13 protein-coding genes are annotated in these 13617 nt (G+C 73.8%); 10 read left to right on the top strand and 3 right to left on the bottom strand.

The genetic code is table 11. The features are described from left to right. The first annotated feature begins 248 nt into the window (after nucleotides 1-248). On the top strand, nucleotides 249-992 hold the full coding sequence (locus tag ACFT55_RS13565; RefSeq protein ID WP_380244360.1) for a hypothetical protein: 744 nt from the start codon (nucleotides 249-251) through the stop codon (nucleotides 990-992). A gap of 114 nt (nucleotides 993-1106) precedes the next feature. Here the strand turns inward: ACFT55_RS13565 and ACFT55_RS13570 are convergent, their stop codons facing one another. Further along, nucleotides 1107-1889, bottom strand: a complete 783-nt coding sequence (locus ACFT55_RS13570) for a general stress protein (RefSeq protein ID WP_380244361.1) — start codon at nucleotides 1887-1889, stop codon at nucleotides 1107-1109. A 103-nt stretch (nucleotides 1890-1992) separates the two neighbouring features. Between ACFT55_RS13570 and ACFT55_RS13575 the strand changes: the two genes are divergently transcribed. Both ACFT55_RS13575 and ACFT55_RS13580 read left to right on the top strand, forming a co-directional pair. After that, nucleotides 1993-3264 carry a magnesium transporter MgtE N-terminal domain-containing protein gene (locus tag ACFT55_RS13575; protein WP_380244362.1) on the top strand — a complete coding sequence of 424 codons (1272 nt, stop codon included), beginning with the start codon at nucleotides 1993-1995 and terminating at the stop codon, nucleotides 3262-3264. Continuing rightward, nucleotides 3257-3763 (top strand): DUF1003 domain-containing protein, encoded by a 507-nt coding sequence (locus ACFT55_RS13580; RefSeq protein WP_380244363.1) that lies wholly within the window; start codon nucleotides 3257-3259, stop codon nucleotides 3761-3763. Before ACFT55_RS13575 ends, ACFT55_RS13580 begins: the two co-directional genes overlap by 8 nt. Before the next feature lie 132 nt (nucleotides 3764-3895). Here the strand turns inward: ACFT55_RS13580 and ACFT55_RS13585 are convergent, their stop codons facing one another. Both ACFT55_RS13585 and ACFT55_RS13590 read right to left on the bottom strand, forming a co-directional pair. Beyond that, on the bottom strand, nucleotides 3896-5248 hold the full coding sequence (locus ACFT55_RS13585) for an MFS transporter (protein WP_380244364.1): 1353 nt from the start codon (nucleotides 5246-5248) through the stop codon (nucleotides 3896-3898). 40 nt (nucleotides 5249-5288) lie between these two features. After that, a complete protein-coding gene (locus ACFT55_RS13590) occupies nucleotides 5289-6377 on the bottom strand; it encodes a mandelate racemase/muconate lactonizing enzyme family protein (protein WP_380244365.1) in 1089 nt (362 codons plus the stop codon). Nucleotides 6378-6480: 103 nt separating this feature from the next. Here ACFT55_RS13590 and ACFT55_RS13595 point away from each other — a divergent pair, with 103 nt between their 5' ends. The 7 genes from ACFT55_RS13595 (at nucleotide 6481) to ACFT55_RS13625 (ending at nucleotide 13570) form a co-directional block, all read left to right on the top strand. Then, nucleotides 6481-7323: a fumarylacetoacetate hydrolase family protein gene (locus ACFT55_RS13595; RefSeq protein ID WP_380244366.1), complete on the top strand. Its 843-nt coding sequence runs from the start codon at nucleotides 6481-6483 to the stop codon at nucleotides 7321-7323. Between the two features lie 90 nt (nucleotides 7324-7413). Further along, the gene (locus tag ACFT55_RS13600; RefSeq protein ID WP_380244367.1) at nucleotides 7414-8169 is read left to right on the top strand and encodes an SDR family NAD(P)-dependent oxidoreductase; all 756 of its coding nucleotides are present in this window, start codon (nucleotides 7414-7416) and stop codon (nucleotides 8167-8169) included. Between the two features lie 107 nt (nucleotides 8170-8276). Continuing rightward, nucleotides 8277-8999: a GntR family transcriptional regulator gene (locus tag ACFT55_RS13605; protein WP_380244368.1), complete on the top strand. Its 723-nt coding sequence runs from the start codon at nucleotides 8277-8279 to the stop codon at nucleotides 8997-8999. A 47-nt stretch (nucleotides 9000-9046) separates the two neighbouring features. Then, the gene (locus ACFT55_RS13610; RefSeq protein WP_380244369.1) at nucleotides 9047-9625 is read left to right on the top strand and encodes an AAA family ATPase; all 579 of its coding nucleotides are present in this window, start codon (nucleotides 9047-9049) and stop codon (nucleotides 9623-9625) included. Nucleotides 9626-9634: 9 nt separating this feature from the next. Beyond that, entirely contained in the window at nucleotides 9635-10789 is a 1155-nt protein-coding gene (locus tag ACFT55_RS13615) for a P-loop NTPase (protein WP_380244370.1), read from the top strand. Nucleotides 10790-10857: 68 nt separating this feature from the next. Then, nucleotides 10858-12099, top strand: coding sequence for a galactokinase (gene galK / locus ACFT55_RS13620; protein WP_380244371.1), 1242 nt, complete (start codon nucleotides 10858-10860; stop codon nucleotides 12097-12099). 148 nt (nucleotides 12100-12247) lie between these two features. Beyond that, complete coding sequence (locus tag ACFT55_RS13625) at nucleotides 12248-13570, top strand: alkaline phosphatase (protein ID WP_380244372.1); 1323 nt, start codon at nucleotides 12248-12250, stop codon at nucleotides 13568-13570. The last annotated feature ends 47 nt before the right edge of the window (nucleotides 13571-13617 follow it).

Genomic DNA, 13617 nt, shown 5'->3' on the forward strand with positions numbered 1-13617 from the left:
GTTCGGTACGTCTGCGTGCCGAACAGATCCACCCGTTGCCGAACGGACTTCCGCTCCGTCGGCCTCGTCCACAGGCGGACCTGAGGACGTCGCCCGGTCCGGCACGCTCGTCGGCATGGTTCCCGTCGACCCGGTCATCCTCGCCGGCGAGCTCCCGCGGCACGTGCTCGACCAGGCCCGGCAGGCCGGCACGACGGCGCGCCGAAGCGGTCGCGCAGGCCGCGCACCGTCAGCTCGCCGCCGACCACGTGTTCAGCCACGAGACTGCCGCCCTGCTGCACGGCCTCCGTCTGTGGCGCCCGCCGACCGCCACCCACGTGCTGCAGCCCTATCGCCGTTCGGGCCGCGCCGCAGGCGACCTGAGACGCCACCGCCTGCGCCTGCCGCCGGAGCACCGCGGACTCCTCGACGGACTGCCCGTCACCACCCTGGCCCGCACCGTGGCGGACTGTGCGCGGACCATGCATCCGCTGGAAGGCCTCGTCATCGCGGACCATGCCGTGGCGCGCGGACTCGACCTGGCCGCGTGCCGTGCCGCGCTCGGCGTCACGGCACAACGTCACGGCACGCGCCGCGCTGCGTGGGTCCTCGACCACGCCGAGAAGGGCGTCGACTCGGCGTGGGAGACCTGGCTCCGGTACGTCGCACTGCGCTCCGGCCTGCCCCGGCCGGTCACGCAGGCACCGGTCGTCACGGCGCGCGGCACCTTCCACTGCGACCTGGGTTGGCCGGAGTGGGGTGTGTACGCGGAGTTCGACGGGCTGGCCAAGTACCGCGACGGAGGTGTGCGGCCCGGGCACGACGCCGCCCAGGAGCTGCTGCGCGAGAAGGCGCGGTTCGACGCCATCCGCGCCACGGGCGTCAACCCGGTGCGGGTGACAGCGGTCGGGAACGCCCGTCTCGGCGAGGTGGTCGCCATGCTGGCCGGGCGGTTCCCGGGCCACGTGCGCCGGGCGATGCGGACGCACCCGCTGCTGCCTCCGCCGCCCTGAGAGCATCCAGCACGGATCCGTTCGGCAGCCCGTGGATCTGTTCGGCACGTCGTCCTGCCGAACCGATGCAGCTGGTGCCGAACGGAACAGGGCCGGGAGATCAGGGCTGAGGTATCAGGGCTGGGGCGGACGGTACGGGTCGTCGTGCTCCGGCGTCGGGGGCTGCGCGTCGCCTGGCTGTGCAGCGTCCGGCTGTGCGGCGTCCGGCTGTGCGGCGTCGGGCTGCGGTGCCTGCGGCTGAGCGGTGGGCTGCGGGTCGGTGGGGCGCATGGCGCCGTACCGCGGTGCGCCGCTGGGCGTGGTCCAGCGCGGGTCGGGGGTGCGCGGCGCAGCGGGCGCGGTGACGACGGGAGCCGCGACGGTCGGCGTCGCGGCGGGGGCGGCAGCCGCGGCACCTCGACGAGCCTTGCCCAGCCCGCCCGGGGACTGCAGCAGCATGGCGCGGGCGTCGCCGGCGTGCTCGGCGCCGCAGAGGATGGCGTACGTGGACGCGACGATCTGCGACGACGACGTGAAGTCACGACGCCCGCCGGTCAGCGCGTAGGACAGCACGGAGAACAGCAGCCCGAAGCCGGCACCGAGGCCGATGGCGACGAGCAGCACTCCCCCCGCCGTCGCGCCGCCGAACAGGCTGAGCAGCAGCCCGACGAAGAAGCCGAACCAGGCCCCCGACAGCGCGCCCGCGAGCGCCACCCGGCCGTACGTGAGCCGCCCGGTGACCCGCTCGACCATGCGCAGGTCGGTGCCGACGATGGTCACGTGCTCGACGGCGAACTTGTGGTCCGACAGGTAGTCGACGGCCTGCTGGGCCTCGAGGTACGTGTCGTACGCGGCGACCTCGTCCCCGGCCGGCGGGGTCGGGACGCGGGGCACGGCGTTCGGGCGGCTGAAGCTCATTCGCCCAGTCTGGCCCAGTCGGGGCCCTGGCACCACCACACCACGCGCCTCCGACCAGCCTCCTACCAGGACCGACGGTGCCCCTCCGCGTAGGCTGACCGACGTGAGCGCGGCAAGCAGGGTCTTTGTGGCACGCCTCGCCGGCACCCAGGTCTTCGACCCGATCGGTGACGAGGTGGGGCGCGTGCGTGACGCGGTCGTCCTGATCCGCGCCAAGGGCGCCCCGCGCGCCGTCGGTCTGGTCGTCGAGGTCGCGGGGCGCCGGCGCGTCTTCCTCCCGTTGACGCGGGTGACGGCGATCGACGCGGGCCAGGTGCTCTCCACGGGCCTGCTCAACATGCGGCGCTTCGAGCAGCGGGCGATGGAGTCGCTCGTGCTGGGCGAGCTGCTGGACCGCACGGTGCGATTCACGGACGGCTCGGGCGAGGCGACGGTCGAGGACCTGTCGATCACGCGCCAGCGGACGGGCGACTGGCTGGTGGACCAGCTCTTCGTGCGTCGCCGCCAGGCGTCCAAGGGGCTGTCGCTGCGCCGGCGGGGCGAGACGCTGGTGGTGCCGGTGGACGCCGTCACCGGGCTCGCGGGCTCGACGCAGGAGCAGGGCGCCACCAAGCTCCTGGAGGCGTACGAGGACCTCCGCCCTGCCGATCTGGCCGACGTGCTGCACGAGCTCGGTGACACGCGGCGGCTGGAGGTCGCGAGCGCCCTCGACGACGAGCGCCTGGCCGACGTCCTCGAGGAGCTGCCGGAGGACGACCAGGTCTCGATCGTGTCGCGCCTGGACTCGGGGCGCGCCGCCGACGTGCTCGAGGCGATGCAGCCGGACGACGCGGCCGACCTGCTGAACGAGCTGCCCGACGAGCAGGCCACCCGCCTCCTGGAGCTGATGGAGCCGGAGGAGGCGAAGGACGTGCGCCGCCTGCTGTCCTACGACGAGGACACGGCAGGCGGCCTCATGACCACGGAGCCGGTGATCCTCGGTCCGGAGACGTCGATCGCCACCGCCCTGGCGCAGATCCGCAAGCAGGACCTCCCGCCGGCGCTGGCATCGATGGTGTTCGTGGCGCGTCCGCCGCTGGAGACGCCGACGGGCCGGTTCCTCGGCGTGGCGCACTTCCAGCGCCTGTTGCGCGAGCCGCCGCACGCGTCGGTGGGGTCGGTGCTCGACACGGACACCGAGTGGCTGACCCCGGACGCCCCCGTGGGCCGCGTGACCCGCCTGCTGGCGGCGTACGACCTCCTCGCGCTGCCCGTGCTCGACTCCGAGAAACGGCTGCTGGGCGCGGTGTCGGTGGACGACGTGCTGGACCACATCCTCCCCGACGACTGGCGCGAGCACATCGACGAGAACCTGGAGGAGGTGCCGCGTGGCTGACCGTCTCGACCAGCCGAAGGAGGCCCGGCGCACCCTCATCCCGCGGCCGCAGATGGACCAGGACGCGGTGGGCCGGGCCACCGAGGGGATCGCCCGCTTCCTGGGCACGCCGCGGTTCCTCATCTATCTCACCGTGTTCTGCGCGGTGTGGCTGGCGTGGAACTCGTGGGGGCCCGAGGGGCTGCGGTTCGACAGCGCGTCGAACGGCTTCACCGCGCTGACGCTCATGCTCTCGTTGCAGGCGAGCTACGCCGCACCGCTGATCCTGCTGGCGCAGAACCGGCAGGACGACCGGGACCGGGTCACGGCGGAGCAGGACCGGCAGCGCGCGGAGCGCAACCTCGCCGACACGGAGTACCTGGCACGCGAGATGGCGGCCCTCCGCATCGCGCTGGGCGAGGTCGCGACGCGCGACTTCGTGCGGTCGGAGATCCGCAACCTGCTCGAGGAGCTGGACGAGAAGGAGTCGGAGCGCCGCCGCGACGTCCCGTCGTCCTGACCGGAGCACCGTGACACGTCGCGCGGAGTCCGAGCGGCGACGGACCGCGTCACCGCTCGGACCGCGTCACCGCTCGGACCCCGACGTCCTGGGCCCGACGACCTGGGCCCGGCGTCCTGGGCCCGGCTCGGGCTAGCCGCGGAACGAGCCGGTGGAGTCCTCGAGCTCCGCGACGGTCGTCGAGCGCAGGTCCCGGCCCCGCGTCTCGCCGCCGACGGTGAGCGCGACGATGCCGACGAGGCAGGCCGCGACGATGAAGACCGCCACCAGCCAGGACCCTCCGCCGGCTGCCGCGACGAGGGCGATCGCGACGACGGGCGTCGTCCCTGCCGTGAGCGCACCGGCGACCTCCCGCGAGAACGCGAGGCCCGTGAGCCGACCGACGCCGGTGAACAGCTCGGCGAAGTAGGCCGCCTGCGGGCCGAACATGGCCCCGATCCCCAGGCCGAGGCTGAGCACCACGGCGACGGTGATCGGCAGCGGCGCCTGGCCACCGTCGATCAGCCAGAAGTAGGGGAACGCGAACAGGGCGGAGAAGACCATGCCGCTGAGGATCACGGGACGTCGGCCGACGCGGTCGGACAGGAGACCGAAGAGCGGCAGCGTCACCATGGTCACCGCGGTACCGATGGTCGTGGCGAGCGGCCCGATGGAGTCCGAGAGCGCGAGCGTGCCCGCGAGGTAGGCCGTGAGGAAGGCCAGGTTGATCGACGAGACGACGTTCTGCGGCGTCTGCGTGAGCACGAGGAGCAGCATGCCCTTCTTCTCGTGCCGGAAGACCTTCTTCACGGGGGCCTTCTCCTGCGCGGGCGCCTCCTCCTGCATCTCGACGAAGGCGGGGCTCTCGACGAGCCGGAGCCGGATGACGAGCGCGACCGCCACGACGACGAGGCTCAGCCAGAACGGGATGCGCCATCCCCAGGCGAGGAAGTCGTCCTCCGGGAGCTGCGTGACCAGGGCGAACACGCCGGAGGCGAGGAGCAGGCCCAGGTAGACGCCCGACGACGGCCACGCCCCGTGCAGGCCGCGGCGTCGAGGGTCGGCGTTCTCCACCGAGAACACCGCGGCGCTGCCGAACTCCGCGCCGGCGCCCAGACCCTGGACGAGCCGCAGCACCACGAGGATCACGGGGGCCCAGATCCCGATGGCGTCGTACGAGGGGACGAAGCCCATGAGGAAGGTCGCGCCGCCCATGATGAGCAGCGTGACCACCAGGACGTGCTTGCGGCCGAAGAGGTCGCCCATGCGCCCGAACACCAGACCGCCCAGCGGGCGGATGAAGTAGCCCAGGGCGAACGTGGTGAAGGCGGCCAGCGTCGCGACCGTGGGGTTGCTGCTCTCGAAGATGATCTTGTTGAACACGAGTGCGGCGGCGGTGCCGTACAGGTAGAAGTCGTACCACTCCAGGGCCGACCCGACGAGGGAGGCGGCCGCCACGCCGAGCGGCGTGTTCTGCTTGGCCTCCTGGTGAACTGCTGAAGACATCGTCGTCCTTTCGCTGTTGCTTCTTGGTCGGTGCCGCCGGTCAGGCGACGCGGCGGTCGTCCATCGCGTCCCGGTCCCAGTCGATCCCGAGGCCCGGGACGTCGGGGGCGACGGCGCGGCCCCCGACGATCTCGATCTCGCCGTGGGTGATCGCCCGCAGCTGCGGGATGTGCTCCACGTAGCGGCCGTTGGGCACGGCGGCCACGAGGCTCACGTGCAGCTCCATGAGGAAGTGGGGGCAGACCTCGACGTCGTACGCCTCGGCGAGGTGGGCCACCTTGAGCCACGGGGTGATGCCGCCGATGCGGGCGACGTCCGGCTGCACCACGGACGCGGCGCCGCGGTGCAGGTAGTCGCGGAACTGGCCGACCGAGTACAGGGACTCGCCCACGGCGACCGGGATCGACGTCCCCGCCGCGAGCCGCACGTGCCCGCTGACGTCGTCGGCGGGCATCGGCTCCTCGATCCAGCCGAGGTCGAGGGACGAGAACGCTGCCGCTCGCCGCACCGCCTCGGCGGCGGTGAACCCTTGGTTCGCGTCGGTCATGATGTCGAACCCTGGCCCGACGGCCTCCCGCACGGCGCGGAGCCTCGCGACGTCCTCGCTCACGTCCGGCTTGCCGATCTTGATCTTCGTCCCGCCCCAGCCGGCCTCCTTGGCGGCGACGGCGCCGGCGACGAGCTCGTCCTGGGTGAGGTGCAGCCAACCGCGCTCGGTGTCGTAGAGCGGCACGGTCCGCTGCGCGCCGCCGGCGAGGCGCCACAGCGGCTGACCGGCGCTCAAGCACCGCAGGTCCCACAGCGCGGTGTCGACAGCGGCCAGCGCCAGGCTGGTGATCGCGCCGACCGTGGTCGCGCGGGTCGCGTTGCGCAGGCGGAGCCAGAGGGCCTCGACATCTCGCGGGTCCTCCCCGACCAGCAGCGGGAGAAGGCTCGTGCGCAGCAGGGCGACCACCGACGGCCCACCCGTGCCGATCGTGTACGAGTACCCGGTGCCGGACAGCCCGTCGTCGGTCTCCAGGTCGACGACGATCGTCTCCTGCTTGACGAAGCTCTGGACGGCATCCGTCCGTTCTGTCTCGACCTCGACGTCGATGAGCGCGGCCGTGGCGCTGGTGATTCGGGGCATCTTTGGACCTCTCTCCGTGAGCGACGAATCGTATGCTATATGATTTTCACGCGCTACCGACCTGGGTCGCGCGACCACCGGACACGGCAGAGAGGCACGTCTGATGAAGTTCGCCAGGCTCGGACCAGCAGGGGCGGAGATCCCCGTCCTCCAGACCGACGGGGCCAGCTACGACCTCCGACCGCTGACCGCGGACGTCGACGGCCGGTTCCTCGCCTCGGACGGCCCGCGGTCCGCCGCCGCGCTGCTCGCCGCCGGCCACCTCCAGGAGCTCGACACCACCGGGCTGCGCCGTGGCGCACCGATCGCGCGACCGGGGACGGTCATGTGCATCGGCATGAACTACGCCGCGCACGCCGCCGAGTCAGGGGCGGAGCCGCCGCAGGAACCCGTCCTGTTCTACAAGCCGTCGAACACGGTCGTCGGACCCGACGACCCCGTGACCATCCCCCGCGGCAGCGAGAAGACCGACTGGGAGGTCGAGCTCGGCGTCGTCATCGGCTCCACCGCGTCGTACCTGTCCTCGCCCGACGAGAGCATGGCGCACGTCGCCGGCTTCGTCGTCGCCAACGACCTCTCCGAACGCGACTGGCAGCTCGGGCGCCCCGGAGGCCAGTGGGGCAAGGGCAAGAGCGCGGCCGGCTTCACGCCCGTCGGACCGACGCTCGTGACGCCGGACGAGGTGGACCACCGCGACCTCCGCCTCCGGAGCTGGGTCAACGGGGAGCCGCGTCAGGACTCGTCGACCGCCGACCTGATCTTCGGCGTCGAGGTCCTCGTGCACCACCTGAGCCAGTACCTGGTCCTCGAGCCGGGCGACCTCCTGCTGACGGGCACCCCGGAGGGCGTCGCGCTGTCCGGCCGGTTCCCGTACCTCCGCGCGGGCGACCGCTGCGAGCTCGAGATCGAGGGCCTCGGCAGGCAGCACCAGCCGTTCGTCGCCTGACGCCCCGCGCACCCCTCCCGGCACCTCGACCCCCGTCGAAGCCTCCCCCATGCACCCACCCCTCGGACCCACCCTTCTAAGGAGACCGCCATGGCTGACCCGACAGAGTTCTCCGGCCTCGTCGCCGTCGTGACCGGAGGCGCCTCAGGGATCGGCGCCGCCGTCGTCACCAGGCTCCGCGACGGCGGAGCGCGCGTCGCCGTCCTCGACCGTGCGCCCGCCGCCGACTCCCCCGACCTGGCCGTGCCGGTCGACGTCACGGACGCGGCCGCCGTCGCGAGCGGCATCGCGACCGTCGTGGGACACCACGGCGCGATCGACATCGTCGTCAACAGCGCCGGGATCGGGGCTCGCGGCACGGTCGCCGACAACGACGACGCGACCTGGCAGACGGTGCTCGACGTCAACGTGATCGGCCTCGCCCGGGTCTGCCGAGAGGCGCTGCCGCACCTGCGGGTCTCGCCCTCGCCGGCGATCGTGAACGTCGCCTCCATCGCCGCCACCGCGGGCCTCCCCGACCGCGCGCTCTACAGCGCGTCCAAGGGCGCCGTGCTCTCCCTCACCCGGGCGATGGCCGCCGACCACCTCCAGGACGGCATCCGGGTCAACGCCGTCTCCCCCGGCACGGCGGACACGCCGTGGGTCGCCCGCCTGCTCGACGCCGCCGACGACCCGGCCGCCGAGCGAGCCGCGCTCGACGCACGACAGCCGCACGGCCGGCTGGTCACCGCGGCCGAGGTCGCCGACGCCGTCGCCTACCTGGCGAGCCCGCGGTCCGGGTCCACGACCGGCACCGCGATCGCCGTCGACGGCGGCATGCAGGACCTGCGGACACGACGACCCTGACCCGGGCCGCCGGCGCGGCGCCACCCCGCCGCTGCGCCGGCTCCGCCGGGCCGCCCCACCTGTCGGCTCCGCCGATCACGAGGGGGGCGCCCGGCTATTGTGAGAGCGTGACACCCGTCTGGCCTGCGGCGCAGCCCTCTCCCCCGCTGTCGCGACGGATGGTCTCCGGCGACGTCTACGCCTTCCTCACCGCGGCCATCCTGCGCAACGAGATCCCGCCGGCCAGCAGGATCAACATCAACTCCGTGGCGAACGCGCTCGGCGTCTCCGCGACGCCGGTGCGGGAAGCTCTCGCGCGGCTCGAGTCGGACGGTCTCGTCGAGCAGGTCCATCTCAAGGGCTACCGGACCACCGGCCTGCTGCGACGCCGGGAGATCGAGGAGCTCTGGCAGTTCAGGATGCTGTTCGAACCGTACGGCGCCGCCCGTGCGGCCACCGTCGGGACCGACGCCGAGCTCGCGACCCTGCGCGACGAGCAGCGCGAGTTCCCCGCGGCGCCCGAGGGCTCGGGCTTCGACGCCTACCGGGAGTTCAGCGCCCACGACTCCCGGCTGCACGACACGATCCTGCGCATCAGCGGGAACGAGGTCATCACGAAGACGTTCGAGCGCATGCACTGCCACCTGCACGCCTTCCGCCTGGCCTACGACAGCTCCGCGGGCTCCGCGACGGTCGACGAGCACGCGACGATCGTCGACCGGATCGTCGACCGCGACCCGGCGGGCGCGTCCGAGGCGATGCTCGACCACCTCGCCCGCTCCCGCGACCGGCTGCTGCAGTTCGTCGGCGACGACGACGGCCCGCCACACGGCCCGCCACACCGGGCCTAGGCCCAGGGAGCACCTCGCCCGACGAGACGACGCCCGCAGGAGGACGCGTGGCACGACAGGTGGTGCTGGTCAACGGGCTGCCCGGTTCCGGCAAGACGACGCTCGCGGGCCCGCTCGCGACGCTGCTGGACGCGCCCTGCCTGGGCAAGGACACCGCCAGGGAGGCGCTGGCCGACGCCGTCGACCCGCGCCTGCATGCGGACCTCGGCGTCGCGGCCGCGGAAGTGGTCTGGCGGTTGGCCGCGGCACCCGTGCCGCGCGTCGTCGTGGAGTCCTGGTGGTTCCGGCCGCGGGACCTGGACCACGCGCTGCGCGGCCTGGCGACCGCGGGCGCGGACGCCGTCGTCGAGGTCTGGTGCGACGTGCCGCCCGAGGTGGCGCGCTCCCGGTACGAGGCCCGGGCGGCGTCCCGGAGCCCGGCTCGCCATCCCGTGCACACGGACGACCGCGACCTGGCTGCGCAGTGGACGGCCTGGTCCGCCCACGGCGCCCCGCTCGCGCTCGGGCCGGTGGTGCGGCAGGACACCCAGGGCCGCGTGGACGTCGGCCTGCTCGCCCGCCGCGTGGCCGCCGCCTTCGGGCGTCGTGACCCACGCCGCACCGGCGCCCCCGCCCGCCGGACCTAGGATCGAGGCATGACCACCGGCACCCCCGACGGCCCCGCACCGCTGAGCGATCGCATCCGTACCGCGCTGGCGTCGGTGGTCGACCCGGAGATCCGCCGACCCATCACCGACCTCGGCATGGTCCGCTCGGTCGACGTGCACGACGAGGGCCGCGTCACGGTCGGCGTCGACCTCACCGTGGCCGGCTGCCCGATGAAGTCCACCCTCGTGCGCGACGTCACCGCCGCCGTCGAGGCGCTCGACGGCGTGACCGGCGTGGACGTGCAGCTCGGCGTCATGACGCCCGAGCAGCGGCAGTCGTTGCGCTCGCAGCTGCGCGGCGGCGCCGGCGACCCGGTGATCCCGTTCGCGCAGCCCGGCTCGCTGACGAAGGTGTACGCGATCGCGTCCGGCAAGGGCGGCGTGGGCAAGTCGAGCGTGACGGCGAACCTCGCGGCGGCGCTCGCCGCCGACGGGCTCAACGTGGGTGTGGTCGACGCCGACATCTACGGGTTCTCGATCCCCCGCATGCTGGGCGTGGACCGGCAGCCCACGCGGGTGGACTCCATGCTGCTCCCGCCGATCGCCCACGGCGTGAAGGTCGTGTCGATCGGGATGTTCGTGCCGGCGGGCCAGGCGGTCGTCTGGCGCGGGCCCATGCTGCACCGCGCCCTGGAGCAGTTCCTCGCGGACGTGTACTGGGGCGACCTCGACGTGCTGCTGCTGGACCTGCCGCCCGGCACCGGCGACATCGCGATCTCGGTGGCGCAGCTGCTGCCGGGCAGCGAGATCGTCGTGGTCACGACCCCGCAGGCCGCCGCCGCCGAGGTGGCGGAGCGCGCCGGGTCGATCGCCACGCAGACGTCGCAGGGCGTGGTGGGCGTCGTGGAGAACATGTCGTGGCTGGAGCAGCCGGACGGCTCCCGGCTGGAGGTCTTCGGCTCCGGCGGTGGGCAGCGGGTCGCGGACCGGCTGGGCTCGACGCTCGGCACCGAGGTGCCGCTGCTGGGGCAGGTGCCGCTCGACGTCGCGGTCCGCGCCGCGGGCGACGACGGCACCCCCGTGGTCCTCTCCGACCCGGGGTCCGCCGGGGCCGCCGTGCTGCGCGACGTGGCCCGGACCCTGGCCGGCCGCTCCCGCGGGCTCGCCGGGATGCGGCTGAACCTCAGCCCCGTGCAGGGCTGACGCGCGGTACCCTCGCCCGGGCGCCACGCCGGTGCCCGCCTGCCGTCCCGCGAAGGAGCTGTCCCGCCATGAGCACGCCCGAGTGGCTCGAGTCCTGGTCCGACGAGGACGGCGCGCAGCGCGTGCGCGCCCTGTTCGCGCAGGTCTTCGGCGAGGACGGCGGTGAGCCCGACGGCGTCTGGGCCGCGCCTGGCCGGGTCAACCTCATCGGCGAGCACACGGACTACAACGGCGGCCTGGCGTTGCCGACCGCGCTCCCCCACCGGACGTACGTCGCGCTGCGGCACCGCGACGACGACACGGTGCGCCTCGGTTCGGCGCAGGCTCCGGGCACGCTCTGGACGGCGTCCTTGGCCGACGTCGCCCCGGGCACCGTGACGGGCTGGGGCGCATACGTCGCCGGCGTCGCGTGGGCGCTGGGCGAGGCAGGTCACCCGGTCCGCGGCTTCGACGCGGTCGTCGACTCGTGCGTGCCGTTCGGCGCGGGCCTGTCCTCCTCGGCGGCGCTCGAGTGCGCGGTCGCCGTCGCGCTCGACGAGACCGCCGGGCTCGGGCTCGCCGCCGACGACGCAGGCCGCGCCACCCTCGTCACCGCCTGCGTGCGGGCGGAGAACGAGATCGCCGGCGCACCGACGGGCGGCATGGACCAGGCCGCCTCGCTGCGCTGCACCGCCGAGCACGCCCTGCTCGTGGACTCGCGGCCCGGGCTGTCCGCGCTGGATTCCGGCACGCCGGTGCCGTTCGACCTCGCCCCGGCGGACCTCACGATGCTCGTCGTCGACACCCGCGCGGAGCACGCCCTCGTCGACGGCCAGTACGCCGAGCGTCGCGCCACGTGCGAGCGTGCCGCGGCCCTGCTCGGGGTGAAGACCCTGCGCGACGTGGACCCGGACCTTCTCGAGGAGACGCTCGCTGCGCTCGCCCCGCACGACGCCGACGGCGTGCTGCGCCGGCGCGTGCGCCACGTGGTCACGGAGATCGCCCGCACGGCACGCTTCCGCGACCTCGTCACGGACGGGCGCGTGGCCGAGGTCGGGCCGCTGATGGTCGCCTCCCACGTCTCCCTCCGGGACGACTACGAGGTCTCGGCCCGCGAGCTCGACCTGGTCGTCGACGCCGCGCTCGACGCGGGCGCGCTCGGCGCCCGCATGACGGGCGGCGGCTTCGGCGGCTCGGCGATCGCGCTGGTGCGGGCCGCGGAGGTCGACGCCGTCGTCGTGGCGGTGCAGGGCGCGTTCGACGCTGCCGGTCTGCGCGCGCCGGGCTTCCTGCTCGCGCCGCCGTCCGCCGCGGCGGGCCGGGTCGCCTGACCGGCGGCGCACGCCCCGCTCCTCCTCGCGCGACCTCGGCGTCGCCCCGGGCTGCCAGCACAGCGGGCCCCTGCCTACGGTGGGTGTTCCCGTCGGCGCCGGAACCCCGGCACCACCGCCGACGGGCCCGATCGTTCGAGGAGGAGCGATGTCAGCACGCACCACGGCGCGCCGGGCAGGCGCGGCGGCGTTCGCCGGCCTAATCGCGGCAGGGACGGTGGTCGGCGCGACGGCCACCGGCGGCGACCGCGACGGCAACGACCATCGGAACGCGAGCACGTCGACGAGCACGTCGAGGCACGACCATCACCACGGCTGGCACAAGGATCGCGCCCGCAACGTCATCATTCTCCAGGGCGACGGCATGGGGCTCGCCGCTCGCGAGCTGATCCGGCTCACCACCGAGGGCAAGGACGGCCGTCTCGCCATGGACTCCCTCGCCGAGGCGGGGTGGACCACGACCGACTCCGCCGACCCTGACGACGCCGTGACCGACTCCGCCGCGGCCGCGACGGCGTTCGCCACGGGCGTGCGCACCTACAACGGTGCGGTCGGCGTCGACGCGGACGGCACGCCCGTACCGACCCTGCTGGAGGACGCGCGGGCCGCGGGCAAGGCCACCGGCCTGGTGTCGACGGCGCAGATCACCGACGCGAGCCCGGCGGCGTTCGGCGCGCACGTCACCGACCGGTACGACCAGAGCGAGATCGCGCGGCAGTACCTCGAGAGCTCCCGGCCCGACGTGCTGCTGGGCGGCGGCGAGGACTGGTGGCGTCCCGCGGGCGACCCGGGCGCGTGGCCCGACAACCCTGCCGAGGACCCCGACGAGCAGAGCAAGGGCACCGAGGGAGACCTCGTGGCGCGCGCCCAGCAGCTCGGCTACACGTACGTGTCCGACGCCGAGGGCCTCGCGGACGCCCACGGCCGACGCCTCCTCGGCCTGTTCGCCAACGAGGAGATGTTCCAGCAGGCGAACGAGGGCGAGGGCGACGTCTACTCCCCCGAGGTGCCGCTGGTGGACATGACCGCGAAGGCGCTGGACGTGCTCTCGCGCGACCGGGACGGGTTCTTTCTCTTCGTCGAGGAGGAGGCGATCGACGAGTTCGCGCACCAGGGCAACGCCACGCGCACCATCCAGGCGGGACGCTCCCTGGACGAGACGGTCGCGCTCGCCCTCGAGTTCCAGAACAAGCACCGGGACACGCTGGTGCTCGTCGTCGGCGACCACGCCACGGGCGGGCTCGCGATCGAGAACGTGGACCCGGACGACGAGTCCGGCAGCGGTTCGACCGCGGAGGACGGGCCGTTCCCGATCCCGGGCTCGGACCTGGAGCTCACCGTCGACTGGACCACGGGCGGGCACACCGGCGAGGCCACCCCGATCACCGCGCAGGGCCCCGGGGCGCAGCGGCTGTCCGGACCGCAGCGCAACACGGACGTGCACGACGCGGTGCAGCGCGCCATGCGCTGACGCGCTGTGAGCGGACGCGTGGCCCCTTCCCCGGCCGGGGCAGGGGC

The sequence above is a fragment of the Isoptericola sp. NPDC057191 genome, assembly GCF_042670225.1.
In the GTDB taxonomy this organism is placed as follows: Bacteria; Actinomycetota; Actinomycetes; order Actinomycetales; family Cellulomonadaceae; genus Isoptericola.